The 16,720-nt window shown below is 55.7% G+C and carries 16 protein-coding genes; 11 read left to right on the top strand and 5 right to left on the bottom strand.

Features of this window, described 5'->3' with window-relative positions:
* Positions 1–14: 14 nt before the first annotated feature.
* Positions 15–905 (bottom strand): YicC/YloC family endoribonuclease, encoded by an 891-nt coding sequence (locus Q1B13_RS09490; RefSeq protein WP_299075393.1) that lies wholly within the window; start codon positions 903–905, stop codon positions 15–17.
* Positions 906–1,149: 244 nt separating this feature from the next.
* Between Q1B13_RS09490 and Q1B13_RS09495 the strand changes: the two genes are divergently transcribed.
* Positions 1,150–1,824: a PAS domain-containing protein gene (locus Q1B13_RS09495; protein ID WP_299075396.1), complete on the top strand. Its 675-nt coding sequence runs from the start codon at positions 1,150–1,152 to the stop codon at positions 1,822–1,824.
* A gap of 55 nt (positions 1,825–1,879) precedes the next feature.
* Here Q1B13_RS09495 and Q1B13_RS09500 read toward each other — a convergent pair whose 3' ends face one another.
* Entirely contained in the window at positions 1,880–3,250 is a 1,371-nt protein-coding gene (locus Q1B13_RS09500) for a class II 3-deoxy-7-phosphoheptulonate synthase (RefSeq protein ID WP_299075399.1), read from the bottom strand.
* Between the two features lie 168 nt (positions 3,251–3,418).
* On the opposite strand from Q1B13_RS09500, the gene Q1B13_RS09505 reads away from it, so the two are divergent.
* Positions 3,419–4,423 (top strand): GlxA family transcriptional regulator, encoded by a 1,005-nt coding sequence (locus Q1B13_RS09505; protein WP_298935458.1) that lies wholly within the window; start codon positions 3,419–3,421, stop codon positions 4,421–4,423.
* A gap of 4 nt (positions 4,424–4,427) precedes the next feature.
* On the opposite strand, the gene Q1B13_RS09510 is transcribed toward Q1B13_RS09505, so the two are convergent.
* A complete protein-coding gene (locus Q1B13_RS09510; RefSeq protein WP_299075402.1) occupies positions 4,428–5,522 on the bottom strand; it encodes a PQQ-dependent sugar dehydrogenase in 1,095 nt (364 codons plus the stop codon).
* Positions 5,523–5,685: 163 nt separating this feature from the next.
* Between Q1B13_RS09510 and Q1B13_RS09515 the strand changes: the two genes are divergently transcribed.
* The 8 genes from Q1B13_RS09515 (at position 5,686) to Q1B13_RS09550 (ending at position 12,819) form a co-directional block, all read left to right on the top strand.
* Complete coding sequence (locus Q1B13_RS09515; protein ID WP_298935456.1) at positions 5,686–6,867, top strand: ABC transporter substrate-binding protein; 1,182 nt, start codon at positions 5,686–5,688, stop codon at positions 6,865–6,867.
* Positions 6,868–6,972: 105 nt separating this feature from the next.
* On the top strand, positions 6,973–7,761 hold the full coding sequence (locus Q1B13_RS09520) for an ABC transporter ATP-binding protein (RefSeq protein ID WP_299075405.1): 789 nt from the start codon (positions 6,973–6,975) through the stop codon (positions 7,759–7,761).
* Positions 7,758–8,588 (top strand): ABC transporter ATP-binding protein, encoded by an 831-nt coding sequence (locus tag Q1B13_RS09525; RefSeq protein WP_299075408.1) that lies wholly within the window; start codon positions 7,758–7,760, stop codon positions 8,586–8,588. Before Q1B13_RS09520 ends, Q1B13_RS09525 begins: the two co-directional genes overlap by 4 nt.
* Before the next feature lie 2 nt (positions 8,589–8,590).
* Positions 8,591–9,148, top strand: a complete 558-nt coding sequence (locus tag Q1B13_RS09530) for a hypothetical protein (protein ID WP_299075411.1) — start codon at positions 8,591–8,593, stop codon at positions 9,146–9,148.
* A gap of 396 nt (positions 9,149–9,544) precedes the next feature.
* A complete protein-coding gene (locus tag Q1B13_RS09535) occupies positions 9,545–9,874 on the top strand; it encodes a hypothetical protein (RefSeq protein WP_298935450.1) in 330 nt (109 codons plus the stop codon).
* Between the two features lie 182 nt (positions 9,875–10,056).
* Positions 10,057–11,067, top strand: a complete 1,011-nt coding sequence (locus Q1B13_RS09540; protein ID WP_299075414.1) for a branched-chain amino acid ABC transporter permease — start codon at positions 10,057–10,059, stop codon at positions 11,065–11,067.
* Complete coding sequence (locus tag Q1B13_RS09545; protein WP_299075417.1) at positions 11,064–12,377, top strand: branched-chain amino acid ABC transporter permease; 1,314 nt, start codon at positions 11,064–11,066, stop codon at positions 12,375–12,377. The genes Q1B13_RS09540 and Q1B13_RS09545 overlap by 4 nt, the downstream gene beginning before the upstream one ends.
* 190 nt (positions 12,378–12,567) lie before the next feature.
* A complete protein-coding gene (locus tag Q1B13_RS09550; protein WP_298935446.1) occupies positions 12,568–12,819 on the top strand; it encodes a hypothetical protein in 252 nt (83 codons plus the stop codon).
* Positions 12,820–12,854: 35 nt separating this feature from the next.
* Here the strand turns inward: Q1B13_RS09550 and Q1B13_RS09555 are convergent, their stop codons facing one another.
* On the bottom strand, positions 12,855–14,402 hold the full coding sequence (locus Q1B13_RS09555) for a helicase HerA-like domain-containing protein (protein WP_299075419.1): 1,548 nt from the start codon (positions 14,400–14,402) through the stop codon (positions 12,855–12,857).
* Positions 14,403–14,854: 452 nt separating this feature from the next.
* Between Q1B13_RS09555 and Q1B13_RS09560 the strand changes: the two genes are divergently transcribed.
* Positions 14,855–15,451 carry an invasion associated locus B family protein gene (locus Q1B13_RS09560; RefSeq protein ID WP_299075422.1) on the top strand — a complete coding sequence of 199 codons (597 nt, stop codon included), beginning with the start codon at positions 14,855–14,857 and terminating at the stop codon, positions 15,449–15,451.
* A gap of 60 nt (positions 15,452–15,511) precedes the next feature.
* Here Q1B13_RS09560 and Q1B13_RS09565 read toward each other — a convergent pair whose 3' ends face one another.
* Positions 15,512–16,720, bottom strand: coding sequence for a beta-ketoacyl synthase (locus Q1B13_RS09565; RefSeq protein ID WP_299075426.1), 1,209 nt, complete (start codon positions 16,718–16,720; stop codon positions 15,512–15,514).

The raw sequence follows: 16,720 nt of genomic DNA on the forward strand, positions 1-16,720 counted from the left end.
AGTCATTCCCATTTCTATTCAATGTTTTGCACCTGTTCACGCATCTGGTCGATCACGGCTTTCAGCTCAAGCCCTACGGACGTCAAATCAGCGCTTTGCGCTTTTGAACACAGTGTATTTGCCTCTCGGTTGAACTCTTGCATCAGGAAATCCAGCTTGCGCCCAACGGCCCCGTCTTGACCCAACAGGTCACGCGCAGCTGCCACATGGGCAATCAAACGATCAATTTCTTCAGTTATGTCCGCTTTGACCGCGATCAAAGCCAGTTCTTGCGCCACGCGATCAGGGTCTGCACCCTGTGTGTTATCCATTACGCGCGCCAGATTTTCACGCAACGCATCCGCCATCTTATCTTTGCGCTGTGCAGCCATCTCTGCGGCTTGTTCTGTCAAAGAGGCAACCTGATCCAACTGAGATGTCAGTACACCAGCAAGTGCTTCGCCCTCAGTTTGACGCATGTCTATGAATGCACTCAGAAGTTCGGGGAACTTGGACGTCAGATGCGCAACCAAGGGGCCTGGATCATCAGCGTCTGTACCGGCCTCCATCATCCCTTTCATCGCCAGCAGATCCGTTGCACCGGATAATGCCAGGGACACCCCACGCGCCTCGGCCATCTGTTGTGTTTTCACCAAAGCATCCATCGCATTGGCCATCGCCGCTTCGTTCAACGCTAGTTCGGCATCTGCCTCATCGCGGCTGAGACGCATGGATAGCGTCACGTTTCCGCGGCTCAGAGACTTAGACAGGGTACCGCGCAACGCGACCTCTAACCCGGTCAGCCATTCCGGGACCCGGATGCGTAAATCCAGCCCTTTGCCGTTCACGCTGCGCAGTTCCCACGTCCAGCTATGCGGGCCAAATGCCCCCTTGCCCGAGGCAAACCCGGTCATGGATCTGATCATGACTGCCCTTTCTGTCACTGCGCTGCTTCTGCCGCCTGCCGCACCTAATGCCATTGACCGGTCCAGAGCAAGACTTTGCTGACGCCGCAATTGATCCGCAGAAGTTAACCATTCATTAAAGAATTACTCCAAAATTGTCTTAACCCGAGTCAAACTGACCAGAGCAGAGGCTTTTGGGCCGCCGACATATGCGATGTCTCGCATTTTATGAAAATGGCGGCGGTTTGATGTTAGGGTGATGGAAATGAAAACCTTTTTCGGGATTGGTTCCGGGCCAGGATTTGGAAAGATCGTCGCAATGGATCGCTTTGACAGTGGGCGCAGCCTCTCGCCGATCCGCCAGGCCGAGGCTTACTGGACCGCATTACTGACAGGCGACGGCGTTCCGAAACGGTCGCAGGTTGATCCGCGCGGGTTAGAGAATGCTCTGGAATACACGTTCATTCTGGAACGCATCGCGCCGGGCCTTGCGCGGTTTCGCCTGGCTGGCAGCCATCTGAACAAACTCGCGGGAATGGAGGTTCGGGGAATGCCGCTAACATCCTTTTTTGAACCTGATGCGCGAGCGGATCTGAAAGACGTGCTTGAACAAGTCCTCTCCGCACCCGCGACGGCAGAGCTAAGTGTCGTGTCGGCTGGCACGCTGGGTCGCGCGCGGTTGCAGGCGCGCATGATACTTCTTCCCCTACAAAGTGACCTGGGAGACGTGAGCCGGGTTCTTGGCATCATGGTCAGCGACGGTACAATTGGCTTAACACCGCGCCGTTTTGCCATATCCGACAGGCGCGTCAAACTGGTGTCAGACATGCACGTGTCCGCGAAACCCGAACTGGAAAATGCTGCCGGCTTTGCGGAAGATCAGTCAGAACTCAAGCGACCCCGAAACCACCTCCGACTGGTCGTTTCCAGAGACGACTGACCAACGAAAAACGGCGGATCAATAACCCGCCGCTTCCCGATAACTCGTAGATGTCTTAGCTTGCTTGGCGCTTTGAACGATCGCGACGCAAATTGGTCAGTTCCTCAGCAACAAGGAAGGCCAGTTCCAACGCCTGAGACGCGTTCAGGCGTGGATCGCATGCGGTATGATAGCGGTCGGACAGATCCTCTTCGGTCACTGCACGCACGCCACCGGTGCATTCCGTGACATCCAGACCAGTCATCTCGAAATGCACGCCGCCGGGAATGGTGCCTTCGGCCTGATGAACACCAAAGAAGTCGCGCACTTCGCGCAATACAGAATCGAAAGGCCGGGTTTTGTAGCCTGTGGCCGACTTGATGGTGTTGCCATGCATCGGATCACAAACCCAGGTGACATTGGCGCCTTCCTCTTTCACGGCCTTGACCAGACGCGGCAGATGCTCACCTGCTTTGCCAGCGCCAAAACGCGCGATCAGGGTCAGGCGACCCTCTTCGTTTTCCGGGTTCAGCTTGGACATCAAAACCTTGAGGTCTTCGGCCGAGGTGGTCGGGCCGCACTTCAGGCCGATGGGGTTTTGGACCCCGCGGCAGAACTCGACATGTGCCCCATCGGGTTGACGGGTGCGATCACCGATCCAGATCATGTGCCCGGACCCGGCCAGCCAGTTGCCCGAGGTGGAATCCAAACGTGTCAACGCCTCTTCATACTCCAGCAACAGCCCTTCATGGCTTGTGTAGAATTCGACGGTCGAGAACTCATGCGTTGTATCTGCGGTAATCCCCGCCGCACCCATGAAGTCGATGGTGTCCTGAATTCGGTCGGCAATTTCAGAATACTTCTGAACGTCCTGTTCATCGGTAAAGCCCAGCGTCCACGAATGCACCATGCTCATATCCGCAAAACCACCGGTCGAAAACGCGCGCAACAGGTTCAGAGTCGCGGCGGCCTGCGTGTAGGCCTGCAGCATTTTCTGAGGATTCGGAATCCGGGATTCGGGCGTGAAGGCCAGTTCGTTGATGATATCGCCACGGTAGCTGGGCAGTTCTACGCCGTCGATAACCTCGGTCGGCGCGCTGCGAGGTTTGGCGAATTGGCCGGCCATGCGACCCACTTTCACCACGGGAACCTTGGCACCATAGGTCAAAACCATGGCCATCTGCAGCATGACCTTGAACGTGTCACGGATCGCATCCGCGCTGAATTGTTCAAAGCTTTCAGCGCAATCCCCACCCTGCAGCAAAAAGGCCTCACCGCGACCGGCGGCACCGAGATGTTGCTTGAGACGCCGTGCCTCACCGGCAAAGACCAGCGGGGGATACTGTGAAAGCTGAGCCTCGACTTTGGCCAGCGCGGCCGCGTCGGTATACTCTGGCATTTGAACCCGGGGCTTGTTGCGCCAGCTCGTTTTTTGCCACTCAGTCATAGCTTAGTTCTCCGCTGATATATTTCAGGTGGTCTCTATACAAAAAGCAGGGAAGAGTGGCCATATCCGATTTGCACCTCTTGACGTGGTAAAGAAGCTTTGAGCATGGTGTCTGGCAACTCAGATGCGACGTAGGTGCAGCCGTCGCCAATTCAAGGACAAATCGCCATGCAAGAGCAACGCCAAGTTGTCACTGTGGACGCCCGCACGGATAAACCGGTTAGCTTTGTTTTTGTCCTTTTGGACAAGTTCTCGTTGCTGTCTTTTGCATCTGCTCTGGATAGCCTGCGCATCGCCAACCGTATGGCTGATCGCACCATATACACATGGACTCTGGCAGGAGAAGGTGGAGAAACCGTATCCTGTTCATCTGGAACCACGTTTAAGCTGGATTCAGACCTGGGCGAGCTACAGCGCGACCAGGTTATAATGGTCTGCGGTGGCGTAGACGTTCAGGCCGCTACCACCAAGCGCGTATTGAACTGGTTGCGCCGTGAAGCGCGCAAGGGGCTAAAGATTGGTGGGCTGTGCACTGCGGCTTATACATTGGCGAAAGCCGGGTTGCTGGATGGCAAACGCGCGACGATCCATTGGGAAAACTCGGACAGTTTCGCCGAGGAATTTGACAGCGTTGAGCTGACCAAATCGGTGTTTCTGATCGATGGAAACCGCATGACCACAGCCGGTGGGACTTCATCGATCGACCTGATGCTCAAGCTGATCGCGGATGATTTTGGCGAAGATCTTGCAAACGCGGTCGCGGATCAGATGATTTATTCCTCGATCCGTACGGACCAGGACACGCAACGGCTGTCGACACCAACGCGCATCGGTGTGCGTCACCCCAAACTCAGCCAGGTTATCCTGATGATGGAAAAGAACATCGAAGAGCCGATCTCGCCTTCGATTCTGGCCAAGGATGTCGGCATGTCCACCCGACAGCTTGAGCGGCTGTTCCGTCGGTACCTCAGCCGATCGCCCAAGCGTTACTATATGGAGCTGCGGTTGCATAAGGCGCGCAACCTGCTGATGCAGACAGATATGAGCGTAATCAACGTGGCACTTGCCTGCGGCTTTGCCTCGCCCAGCCATTTCTCGAAATGCTACCGGGCGCATTACAACACCACGCCCTACCGCGAACGCGGAACGCAAAGCGGGCGTTTGTCGGTCTGAGGTCTCAGCCGGGCGTCATGCGATACACAGCGCCCTGCCCGACCGATATAAACCAGATTGATCCATCCAGAGCTTCGACAATGTCACGAACGCGTTCGGTTTCCGGCCCTTTGATCTGCTCAACCTCGCGCAGCGGCGATCCCCCCAGGTGAGCGATATAGTCGAACTTGAGCGAGCCGACAAAGATGTCACCCCTCCACTGGGGCCACAGCTTACCGGAATAGACCAGCAACCCCGATGGCGCGATAGACGGGTCCCAGTAGTGTTCAGGCTGTTCCAACCCGGCTTGCGATGTTCCCTCGCCGATCTTCTCCCCGGAATAATGGGTACCGTAAGAGATCACCGGCCACCCGTAGTTTGATCCTTTGCGGATAGTGTTAACCTCATCCCCGCCCCTCGCACCGTGTTCGGACACCCACAGTTGCCCATCTAAGTCCAACCCGGCGCCTTGCGGGTTTCTGTGACCAAAGGACCAGATTTCAGGACGGATATCAGGCTGCCCTATAAATGGATTGTCGGCAGGCGCTGAACCGTCACGCGTAATCCGAACGACAGAACCCATGTGGTTTGATCTGTCCTGCGCGGATGGCCTGTCACCGCGATCACCGAGAGTTACGAACAGTGTGCCATCTCTGGCCTCGACCACGCGCGAGCCAAAGTGCCGCCCACCCGCTCCGCCGGGCATAGCCTCGAATATGACGCGCAGATTTGTCAGGCGCTGCCCATTCTCAGACAACCGCGCCACGGCCACCGCCGTTCCGGCCCCATCTGCTTGCGGTTTAGAGAAGGACAGAAACACCTCTCGGCTTTGGCTGAAATCTTCTGCGACGGTGACATCTAGCAAACCACCCTGCCCCGATGCAGCAACCTTGGGCACGCCAGACACACGCAGCGCTTTGCCATTGCTGACGTAAAGCAGGTCGCCGTCGCGTTCCGTAACCAGGAAACTACCGTCCGGCAAAATGCCCACGGCCCACGGCGTGTCCAGACCTTTCAACATTTGCGTGACACGGACTGGGCCTGACGCAGTTTGCAATGTGTCCGCATGGGCCGTACCGCTCGCCCAAGTCAAAATAAGAATCGCAACAAGCCGGATCATCTTCGCCCTCCACCAAGTATTGAAACACCACCGAAACCCGGCAGCGCCAACAAAACAAATAGAATTAATGTATGCAAAAGCACTTTTTCGTTAGGACTTTTCTTTTTTGAGCAGCTTGCCTAGGGTCGTGCGCAGAAAGAAGATAAAATCAGGGAGTAACCATATGAAAAAGCTGCTTACTGCAACTGCAGCAACCGCATTGTTGGCGGGCGCCGCAATGGCCGAAGATGTCAAACTGGGTATTCTGATCGGGTTTACCGGCCCGATCGAATCGCTGGCCCCCGCGATGGGCTCAGGAGCCGAGATGGCAATCGCCGAAGTTACAGAATCGGGCAAACTGCTTGATGGGGCCACGGTCGTTGGTATGCGTGCAGACACGGGTTGTATCGACAACGGTCTGTCCACATCGAACGGCGAACGTATGATTGCCGACGGTGTTGCTGGCATCATCGGCGGAGACTGCTCGGGTGTGACAGGTGCGATTCTGCAGAATGTCGCCATTCCGAACGGTATGGTGATGATCTCACCCTCTGCTACCTCGCCCGGTCTGTCGACCATGGAAGACAATGGCCTGTTCTTCCGCACCGCGCCTTCGGACGCGCGTGAAGGTCAGGTGATGGCGGACATCCTGCAAGATCGCGGCATCAACTCTATCGCGCTGACCTACACCAACAACGACTATGGCAAAGGTCTGGCCGACGCGATCCAGTCTTCGTTCGAAGCTGCCGGTGGCGAAGTGACCATCGTGGCTGCGCATGAAGACGGCAAGGCGGATTACTCGGCCGAAGTTGGAGCGCTGGCCTCGGCCGGAGGCGACATTCTTGTCGTCGCGGGTTATCTGGATCAAGGTGGTCTGGGTATTATCCAATCCTCGCTGGACAGCGGCGCGTTCGACACGTTCGGTCTGCCCGGCGGGATGATCGGTGACTCGCTGCCTGCCAATGTGGGCGCTGACCTGAACGGCTCGTTCGGTCAGATCGCGGGTTCGGGTGGTGAAGGTGCTGAAAAGTACTTTGCCCTGTCCGAAGCTGCAGGCTTTGACGGATCATCTCCGTATTCGCCTGAATCTTACGACGCAGCGGCGCTGTTCATGCTAGCCATGCAGGCCGCAGGTTCGACAACCCCTGCAGATTATGCCGCGAAAGTCATGGATGTGGCCAACGCACCAGGTGAAAAAATCTATCCGGGTGAACTGGCCAAGGGTCTGGAGCTTTTGGCAGCAGGCGAAGAGATCGACTATGTCGGAGCATCCGGTGTTGAGCTGATCGGCCCCGGTGAAAGCGCGGGCTCCTACCGCGAGATCGAAGTGACCGACGGTGAAAACAAGACCGTCAGCTTCCGTTGATCTGAAGTAAACAGCTCGAAAACAAAGCAGCCCGGGCCTTGTGCCTGGGCTGTTTCAATGACAAAAGGCCGCACCTGTTTTTCGGGGATGAGGCAAGGGGAAAACATGATCGTCGTTGAAGACGTGCACAAGCATTTCGGCGGATTTCACGCGGTGGATGGGGCATCGCTGGAAATCGAACAAGGGTCGATCACTGGCCTGATCGGGCCAAACGGGGCCGGAAAAACCACTCTGTTCAACGTCATCGCCGGGGTTTTGCCGCCCACCAGTGGCAGGGTGTTCATGGATGGCGAAGATATCACTGGCCTGCCCCCACACGATCTGTTTCATAAAGGCCTGCTGCGAACCTTCCAGATCGCGCACGAATTCTCATCAATGTCCTGCCGCGAAAACCTGATGATGGTGCCCGGCGCGCAATCCGGTGAATCGCTGTGGAACACCTGGTTCGGACGCAAACGGATCGCGGATGAAGAGCGTGCACTGAAAGCCAAAGCAGACGAGGTTCTGGAATTTCTGACCATCGAACATCTGGCCGATCATAAGGCCGGTCAGGTCTCGGGCGGGCAGAAAAAGCTGCTGGAACTTGGCCGCACCATGATGGTCGACGCCAAAATCGTGTTTCTGGACGAGGTCGGCGCCGGTGTGAACCGCACCCTGTTGATGACCATCGCTGACACGATCCTGCGCCTGAACAAAGAACGCGGATACACCTTTGTCGTTATCGAACACGACATGGATTTCATCGGTAAGATCTGCGACCCGGTCATTTGCATGGCCGAGGGCAAGGTGCTGGCTCAGGGCACGCTCGACGAGATCAAAGCAAATGAGCATGTCATTGAGGCCTATCTTGGCACTGGCCTGAAGAACAAAGACAAGCTGGAGGCTGGCGCATGAGCGACAACCCATACCAGGACGATCACGGCAACAAGGACGCTTCGATCACGAATACCGCCGGAATTGGGACAATGACGCCCGCCCACACGAAAAGCGGCCCGGTTTCCAAGGTCGAAGGCGGCCCCTTCCTGATCGGTGACACCATGACAGGCGGGTACGGCAGAGGGCCGGACATCCTGCATGACTGCACCATCGCCGTTGATAAAGGTGAAATCGCAGTCATCGGCGGTCCCAACGGCGCGGGTAAGTCCACTGCAATGAAGGCCGTATTCGGGATGCTGGACGTTCGCGCCGGCTCGGTGCGGTTGGATGGCGAGGATATCACCAACCTCACGCCACAAGATCGTGTGATCCGGGGTATGGGGTTTGTGCCTCAGACGCAGAATATCTTTACCTCGATGACGGTCGAGGAAAACCTTGAGATGGGTGCATTCATCCGTCGTGACGACATTTCCGAGACGATGGAGCAGGTGTTTGAACTGTTTCCGATCCTGCGCGACAAACGCAACCAGGCGGCCGGAGAGCTGTCGGGCGGCCAACGCCAACAGGTCGCCGTCGGCCGGGCACTGATGACCCAGCCCAAAGTGCTGATGCTGGACGAACCGACGGCCGGTGTCTCACCAATCGTAATGGACGAACTGTTTGACCGGATCATCGAGGTTTCACGCACCGGGCTGCCGATCCTGATGGTTGAACAGAACGCCCGGCAGGCGCTGGAGATCGCGGATAAGGGATATGTGCTGGTTCAGGGGCGGAATGCGTATAGCGGAACGGGCAAGGAATTGCTGGCGGACCCGGAGGTTCGGAAGAGTTTCTTGGGGGGGTGAGTATGATTAAACTTACTGCGACTTCATTTTTTCTTGCAATGACATCCACCGCCGTATCGGCGTATTCGGTACCACAAAGCCACTTTATTGAATTCGATTGCACAATAATCCAAATGTGTGACCACCAGTTTCTTTGCAAGAAAACTGCTGAATCTGCTCAAATAACCTACACCTCATTGATTCACGACTTATCAGTTTCCGAGTTAAGACCTCAAACTGATCATCCGTTTAGTACTTGGCAGGAAGTAACAGCATGGGTGGAATTCATAAATCCTCGCGCTGGCAAGCTCCCATTGCCAGTTTGGTATCTCGACGACGCCAGATATGATCGAGAGTTCACTTTCCGTCTGGAGGATTGGCTCAGTGGGCAACAAGAATCTCCCTACGACGTAAAAGGTTATGCGCTAGTTATGACTGGCGACCTGGATGAAGTTAGCCACAGCAGAGCCAACTTAGACACGGATGACGACCTGCCCTGGCAGATAACTGTCTACGAGAAGCTTCGGAATGAACCCGGAAAATACCGCACCCAAGACCTTCTCTGTGACTCCGACTGGTAACAAACATGGATTTCCTAACACCATTTTGGCGTTCTGGAGTTTCGTCCTTTTTTCGTCGTTGGTTGGCCGGTCTTTTGGCAGTTCGAGCGGAGTTGCTTTTTGAGGCTCCGACCACTTTGTTCAAAATGTGACACACCAATCAAGCTGCGTTCGTTGTGCGACATCAGCATTTCGACTTATTGAATTGAATTTAAAAATAAAGTCAAAAGGCAGACCATTTCACTCGTCAAAGCTGGTCAGCCAAAGAATGACACTGATCTGCTAAAATGCAGTCACATTATTCCCCTATCGCCTGACCTCAAGAAGGTGCCGACAACTAGAGTTCTGTTTCGAAACTGATCTGACCTCCTGGTTGATCTTCTGAACACAAAAACATGACAAAGATCAGGAAAAACAATGAAAAAATGGATGTGCATGGCCGCGACCTCCCTGCTCGCCACGGCTGCCGCCGCAGAAGAACGCCACTTCGTCTGCGTCTCAGACCGCGACGGTAGCGAAGTGCGTCTGAACCAAGCTGCGAAAGGTGACAAGGGTCGCATCGCGATGCAGAATATCGACGGCGATGCGACTATCTTGAAAGGTGTTGGCAACATGACCTTTCTTCATATCGAAGGCGGCAATGTGGTGACTTTCGTAATCCATACCGAGGATATGACCTACGACCTCTCGATCAAAGGTCCCCATGTGGGAACCGACCGCGGCACCTGCATCCAGGTCGACGCTTAGGCAGTAACTATGTCTGGCGGACGCGACCGCCAGACAGCGTTTTCCCGCATGCGATGAAACGGCAACGTAACTGTTCAAAACCTTGTACTGCAGCGTCATAAAGCCAAAAAACAGGCCACAAAATGTTGTGTCTTCTCACAACGCTATGCCATAAAGCCGCACCCGGACAGTGAGAAGAATTGATGGACTTACTAAACGCGCTTGTTGCGCTTTCGAACTTTGTGATCGTGCCTGCGATTGCCTATGGCAGTCAATTGGCACTTGGGGCGCTTGGGGTCACCTTGATCTATGGCATCCTCCGGTTTTCCAACTTTGCCCATGGCGACACGATGGCCTTTGGTGCAATGATCGCCGTCTTGGTGACATGGGGTATGCAGGCCGCTGGCGTCAGTTTTGGTCCGTTACCGACCGCTCTTCTTGCCCTGCCCTTTGCGATCTTGGGATGTATCCTTCTGGTGCTGATCACTGACCGGTTCGTTTATCGCTTTTACCGAGAACAAAAAGCCAAACCGGTCATACTGGTGATCGTGTCGATGGGGGTGATGTTCATCATGAACGGCCTGGTCCGGTTCATCATCGGCCCAGATGACCAAAGGTTTTCGGACGGCGCGCGGTTCCTGATCAAAGCACGGGATTTCAAGGCGTGGACAGGGCTCAGCGAAGGCTTGGCGATCCGCACATCACAGGTCATTACGGTCGTGGTCGCCGTTGCTGCAGTTGCGGCCCTGTTCTGGTTCCTCAACAAGACCCGCACCGGAAAATCCATGCGCGCCTATTCCGATAACGAGGATCTGGCGCTGTTGTCGGGGATCAATCCAGAACGCGTGGTGATGATCACTTGGATCCTGGTGGCGGCCCTAGCGACAACTGCCGGTGTGCTCTATGGCCTCGACAAGAGCTTCAAGCCGTTTGTCTATTTCCAGTTGCTGCTGCCGATCTTCGCCTCAGCGATTGTCGGCGGTTTGGGCAGCCCGCTTGGTGCCATTGCCGGCGGCTTCATCATCGCCTTTTCCGAGGTCACGATCACCTATGCCTGGAAAAAGGTGCTGACTTACATCGCTCCAGCAAATCTGGAACCGTCGGGATTGGTGCAGCTTCTGTCCACCGATTACAAATTCGCCGTCAGCTTTGTCATCCTGCTGATCGTGCTTCTGTTTAAGCCCACAGGCCTGTTCAAAGGGAAAGCGGTATGACCGAGACAGTCAAAAACACGCTGCTTTTCGCGGTCGTTGGGGGTTTGATCCTGCTGACTGGCTTCACGCAAAGCTGGAACTCTGCAATCCTGATCCTGAATATGGGTCTGATCTCGGCCATTATGTCGATTGGCGTGAATCTGCAGTGGGGTTTTGCCGGCTTGTTCAATGTCGGTGTCATGGGTTTCGTGGCGTTGGGTGGGTTGGCGGTTGTTTTGGTGTCGACACCTCCCACTCCGGGGGCGTGGTCGGAGGGTGGCTACGGTGTTGTGTTGGCCCTTTTGCTGGGGGCAGTAACCGTTGTTGCCGCAGTGCTGGCTGCGCAGAAAATTCCGAAGGGGCGCGCGCAAACTCTGGTCATCGTCGCGATTCTCATCATTGGTTTCTTTGTCTATCGTGCGGTCTTTGATCCCAACGCGGTCGCGATCGAGGCCATCAATCCGGCAGTTGCGGGTAACATCGGTGGCCTGAACCTGCCTGTACTGTTGGCTTGGCCCGCAGGTGGACTGCTGGCTGCAGGGGCTGCATGGCTGATTGGCAAGACGGCACTGGGTCTGCGTTCGGACTATCTGGCGATTGCCACGCTTGGTATTGCCGAGATTGTCATCGCAGTCATGAAGAATGAGGATTGGTTGGCGCGCGGTGTCAAGAATGTCTACGGCATTCCCCGCCCGGCCCCGGTGGTCGGATATGAGGTCGAACTGCAAAACGACCCCAGCTTTATTGCACGCGCCGACTGGTTTGGTCTGGACCCAGTCATTGCATCCACACTGTCTGTGAAGCTGGGCTACTCGCTGCTGTTCATGATTGTGTTGCTTGCATTGCTTTGGATGGCACAAATGGCGCTCAAAAGCCCATGGGGTCGAATGATGCGTGCCATTCGTGACAACGAGGTTGCAGCTGAGGCGATGGGCAAGGATGTCACCCGTCGCCATCTTCAGATCTTTGTTCTGGGCTCAGCGATCTGCGGTATTGCCGGGGCAATGATGACGACGTTGGACGGGCAACTTACGCCGGGGACCTATAACCCGTTGCGCTTTACGTTTCTGGTCTGGGTGATGGTTATCGTCGGCGGATCAGGAAACAACTTCGGAGCAGTACTAGGTGCATTTTTGATCTGGTTCCTTTGGGTGCAGGTCGAGCCTATGGGGCTTTGGATCATGAACCTGATCACCTCGGGCATGCCGGATGGTAGCGTGCTTAAGGTGCATCTGATCGAAAGCGCGGCGCATATGCGACTGTTCACCATGGGCCTTGTGCTGTTGATTGTTCTCAGATTTAGCCCAAGAGGCCTGATCCCCGAGAAATAGAGCAAAAACCATGTAGATCAGCGAAACTGCGCCTGTAGGACGGCCCGGTTTCTTGATTCTTAACGATTTTCTGACTAAACGGGGACACCGCACCGGCCACTTGGTGCGTTGTGTTGTCGGCACTCACTCACACACGCTTAGCCGATCTGTAACGATCATTGAGACTCACTAAAAAGAGCAAAAGTATCCCATGAAGACACCACTCGCCAAAGCCACTGTGCTGCTGCCCGTCCTTGCGGCACTGACAGCATGCATTCCTTCACCGGAAGATCTGGAAACGACTCCGGTCAAGGTTCAGACCCCCAAAGGCGTGGTCACGTGCCAACTTTATCGTCCGGACCGCGTTACCTGGGATCGTGCCATTGATTTCCCGGCTGACAAAATGTCGGTGCCGGAAGCTGACGCTTACTGCAAACAGGAAGGTCAACGCCAGCTGAAGTGAGGATGCGGCGCTTTTGATCGCGCCGCCACCAACTTCTACCGGCTACGAAACAAACCTCCGAGGATGCCGCGAACAATACGGCGACCGGTTGTTCCCTTCAGTTCCTTGATAACAGCCGAACTCATGGCTGACGCAAACGTGTCCTTCTTGCGCACTGCGCGCGAGGAGGATCGACCCACCCGAGCTCCGGAATACCTGCGGGCCGAGGCGTATTCACGCTCCATAGGGCTCTGCTGTTCCGTTACTTCATCTGTCTCGGCGCGCTCTGCAGCCTTTGCGGCCGCTTCCGCCCGGGCCTGAAGTATTTCGAATGCGGATTTCCGGTCAATCGCGGTGTCGTATTTGGCCGCCATTGGCGATGCACCCAAAATGGCCTGACGTTCTGCATCCGAAATCGGCCCCAGTTGCGACCCTGGTGGGCGAATCAAAGTGCGCTCGACGATACCCGGTACGCCCTTTTTCTGAAGCATCGATGTAACCGCCTCACCAACACCGACCTCGCGGATTGCAACTTCGGTGTCGAAGGCTGGATTTTCGCGATAAGTCTCGGCGGCCATGCGCAGATTCTTGCGGTCGCGGGCTGTGAACGCCCTTAACGCATGTTGGACGCGGTTTCCCAACTGCCCCAGGATATCTTCCGGAATATCTGCTGGATTCTGCGTGATGAAGTAGACACCGACGCCTTTGGATCGGATAAGACGCGCGACTTGCTCGACCTTGTCCACCAGCACCTTGGGGGCGTCATCAAATAACAAATGTGCTTCGTCAAAAAAGAACACCAGCTTGGGCTTATCAGGGTCACCGACCTCTGGCAGTTCTTCGAACAACTCACTTAGCAGCCACAACAAGAAGGTTGCGTAGAGGCGCGGTGATCCCATCAATTGATCTGACGCCAGAATGTTGACCACCCCGCGCCCATCGTCATCGGTCCGCATAAGGTCAGCCAGATCCAGAGCGGGTTCGCCGAACAGACGTGTGCCGCCCTGGTTTTCCAGCACCAGCAACCGTCGCTGTATCGCCCCGATCGATGCCGTGGACACATTGCCATAGCGCAGCGAAAGCTGCGCCCGGTTCTCGCCGATCCAAACCAGAAGGGCCTGCAGATCCTTGAGGTCCAACAGCGGCATTCCTTCCTCGTCGGCAACACGGAATGCGATGTTCAGAATACCTTCCTGTGCCTCGCTCAACTCCATCAATCGCGACAACAGCAATGGTCCCATTTCGGTAACAGTGGTACGCACCGGGTGCCCCTGCTCACCGAATAGGTCCCAAAACGTGACCGGAAAGGCTTCGTAAGAGAAATCGGAGAAGCCGATGCGCTCGGCCCGATCCAAAAACGCCTGATGTAGTTTGTGGGATTGGCTACCCGCCAGGGCCAACCCGGACAAATCGCCTTTGACGTCAGACAGAAACACCGGGACACCGGCGCCGGAGAACCCCTCGGCCAAGATTTGAAGCGTCACGGTCTTGCCGGTGCCTGTCGCGCCAGCAATCAGGCCGTGACGATTGGCGTACTTCAAGGACAGCCCCTGTGGCTGACTGTATTCCTGCCCTGCACCGCCTATAAACAATTCTTTTGTCATCTGTTCTTTTGCCTTCGCTTTCACCGATCCATGCCCAGCATACAAAGTTAACCTTTAACTGCGATAGTCTTGTCGTTCTCTTTGCGGTGCATGCTGCGGGGGACAAACTTCCTCCCTGTCGACTGGCCGTGCCTTCGGGCGCGGCTTTTTTCAAGTTTCCGGCATTAAAGTGAACTGATGAGTATGTTAAAAGTTCAGGTTAGCAGTTGACCGCTGAGTGCCCCTTCCTTAGGATTTGCGCATAACTAAGTCGGCCAGTCCGACGGGGAGAAAAATTCGGGAAAGGGAGCTGTGCAAACGGCTCCCTTTTTCTTGTCCTGAAAGGCAGTTGTTCTACCCTTTTGGCAAGAAATCGTTCAAATTCCGACCCACCGACAGCTTAGCGCCTGACACCAGGTGATTAGGGTGCTAGACGAAACAAAAAGATCAATCATCAAAACCCCGAGGCATTCATGATCAAGAACATCCTCTCGCTCAACACTGTGGCTGCGGCTCTGATGTGTGGCGCAGTCAGCGCACAAGAAGCGACACCCACTGAAGAGACACCAAACGCCGAGACTGGCACCGAGCTGGATCTTGGAGAATCCGGTCCGCGCGTCGGCGAGCAATTCGTCAAAGAGAAATCAGGTGAATGGGACGTGTCCTGCATCAAAGCAGAGGACGGTGAAGACCCCTGTGCAATCGTGCAAGTCTTGAACGGTCCGCAAGGCGAGCCGATAGCCGAAGTCTCCATCGGTAAACTACCCGAAGGCGGGGCCGCCGTGGCTTGGGCGAATGTAATTGTCCCGCTGGAAACACTGCTGCAGGCACAGCTGGCGCTGTCAATCGATGGTGCGCCACGCAAACTGTACAACTACCATCACTGCGTTCCCGTAGGGTGTGTTGCGCAATTGGGCCTCAGCCAGGGTGACCTCAGCGCGATGAAGGCTGGCAGCAAGGCGACATTCTCGCTGGTTCCGGCACGTTTCCCCGATCAGGTCCTCGAAATGGACATGTCTCTGTCTGGCTTTACCACAGGGTTTGACGGTCTGGACGTTAACGTCAGATAAATCCGTTTGAAACAAGACCACCACTGCTAACGATCCTGGCGGTGGTGGCTTTCACAGGTTTCACACTTTCTTCAAAGCCAGTACCGCGTTCAGCCCACCGAAGGCAAACGCATTGCTTATTGCAACATCGACTTTGACCTCGCGGGATTCGTTTGGCACGACGTCCAGCGCACATTCTGGATCGGGTTCTTCGTAGCCAATGGTTGGCGCAATGATCCCGTCCCGCAGTGCCATGATGCACGCCAGCAACTCAACAGCGCCGGTGCCACCGATCAAATGGCCATGCATGGATTTAGTAGACGAGATCATGAGATCATCCGCATGCGGGCCAAAAACGTCGGCAACTGCGGCGCATTCTGTCTTATCGTTCGCTGCAGTGCCCGTCCCGTGGGCGTTGATGTAACTTACATCGCTCGCGTTTAACCCAGCATCAGCCAAGGCCTCGGCCATGGCCCGAGAAGCCCCTTGTTTACTGGGCATAACGATATCCGCCGCATCCGATGACATGGCAAACCCAACAACCTCGCACAGGATTTCAGCACCGCGTGCGCGCGCATGCTCAAATTCTTCGAAGACAAAAATGCCGGCACCCTCACCCTGCACCATTCCGTTTCGATTGGCGCTAAATGGGCGACAGGCATCCTTGGACATCACCCGCAACCCTTCCCAGGCTTTGACCCCACCAAAACACAGCATGGATTCAGCGCCGCCGGTGATCATGGCCGGGGCCGCGCCGCTACGCACCATCTGAAAGGCCAATGCCATGGCGTGGTTTGACGACGCGCACGCTGTAGAAACCGTAAAGCTGGGCCCCTTTAGATTATGCTCCATCGACACATGGCTGGCGGCAGCGTTGTTCATCAGTTTCGGCACCACAAAAGGATGCACACGGTTTTTGCCATCTTCATAGACCGAGCGGTAGTTGTCATCCCATGTCGAAACGCCGCCACCCGCTGTCCCCAGAACAACGCCCGACCTCGCGGCCATATCACCGTGGAATTCGATCCCGGATTGCTCAATCGCTTCTTTCGCGGCGGTCAGGGTGAATTGCGTGAACCGATCATACAGCGTCATTTGCTGACGGTTGAAGCGGCCTTCGGCCTCGAACCCACGCACCTGGCCACCAATCTTGATGGTCAGACGTTCGACATCGCGAAACTCAAGCTCGGAGATGCCACAACGCCCTTCGCGCATGGCCTCGAGTGTATCGGGGACCGAATGGCCCAGCGAGTTGATGGTGCCGGCGCCGGTAATAACAACACGTTTCAT

This window comes from uncultured Ruegeria sp. (genome assembly GCF_947489545.1).
GTDB lineage: Bacteria > Pseudomonadota > Alphaproteobacteria > Rhodobacterales > Rhodobacteraceae > Ruegeria.

Excerpts from the sequence above, each read along its gene's own strand:
- Q1B13_RS09490 (WP_299075393.1), bottom strand. The coding sequence starts at position 905 with ATGATCAGATCCATGACCGGGTTTGCCTCGGGCAAGGGGGCATTTGGC.
- Q1B13_RS09495 (WP_299075396.1), top strand. The coding sequence starts at position 1,150 with ATGAAAACCTTTTTCGGGATTGGTTCCGGGCCAGGATTTGGAAAGATC.
- Q1B13_RS09500 (WP_299075399.1), bottom strand. The coding sequence starts at position 3,250 with ATGACTGAGTGGCAAAAAACGAGCTGGCGCAACAAGCCCCGGGTTCAA.
- Q1B13_RS09505 (WP_298935458.1), top strand. The coding sequence starts at position 3,419 with ATGCAAGAGCAACGCCAAGTTGTCACTGTGGACGCCCGCACGGATAAA.
- Q1B13_RS09510 (WP_299075402.1), bottom strand. The coding sequence starts at position 5,522 with ATGATCCGGCTTGTTGCGATTCTTATTTTGACTTGGGCGAGCGGTACG.
- Q1B13_RS09515 (WP_298935456.1), top strand. The coding sequence starts at position 5,686 with ATGAAAAAGCTGCTTACTGCAACTGCAGCAACCGCATTGTTGGCGGGC.
- Q1B13_RS09520 (WP_299075405.1), top strand. The coding sequence starts at position 6,973 with ATGATCGTCGTTGAAGACGTGCACAAGCATTTCGGCGGATTTCACGCG.
- Q1B13_RS09525 (WP_299075408.1), top strand. The coding sequence starts at position 7,758 with ATGAGCGACAACCCATACCAGGACGATCACGGCAACAAGGACGCTTCG.
- Q1B13_RS09530 (WP_299075411.1), top strand. The coding sequence starts at position 8,591 with ATGATTAAACTTACTGCGACTTCATTTTTTCTTGCAATGACATCCACC.
- Q1B13_RS09535 (WP_298935450.1), top strand. The coding sequence starts at position 9,545 with ATGAAAAAATGGATGTGCATGGCCGCGACCTCCCTGCTCGCCACGGCT.
- Q1B13_RS09540 (WP_299075414.1), top strand. The coding sequence starts at position 10,057 with ATGGACTTACTAAACGCGCTTGTTGCGCTTTCGAACTTTGTGATCGTG.
- Q1B13_RS09545 (WP_299075417.1), top strand. The coding sequence starts at position 11,064 with ATGACCGAGACAGTCAAAAACACGCTGCTTTTCGCGGTCGTTGGGGGT.
- Q1B13_RS09550 (WP_298935446.1), top strand. The coding sequence starts at position 12,568 with ATGAAGACACCACTCGCCAAAGCCACTGTGCTGCTGCCCGTCCTTGCG.
- Q1B13_RS09555 (WP_299075419.1), bottom strand. The coding sequence starts at position 14,402 with ATGACAAAAGAATTGTTTATAGGCGGTGCAGGGCAGGAATACAGTCAG.
- Q1B13_RS09560 (WP_299075422.1), top strand. The coding sequence starts at position 14,855 with ATGATCAAGAACATCCTCTCGCTCAACACTGTGGCTGCGGCTCTGATG.
- Q1B13_RS09565 (WP_299075426.1), bottom strand. The coding sequence starts at position 16,720 with ATGAAACGTGTTGTTATTACCGGCGCCGGCACCATCAACTCGCTGGGC.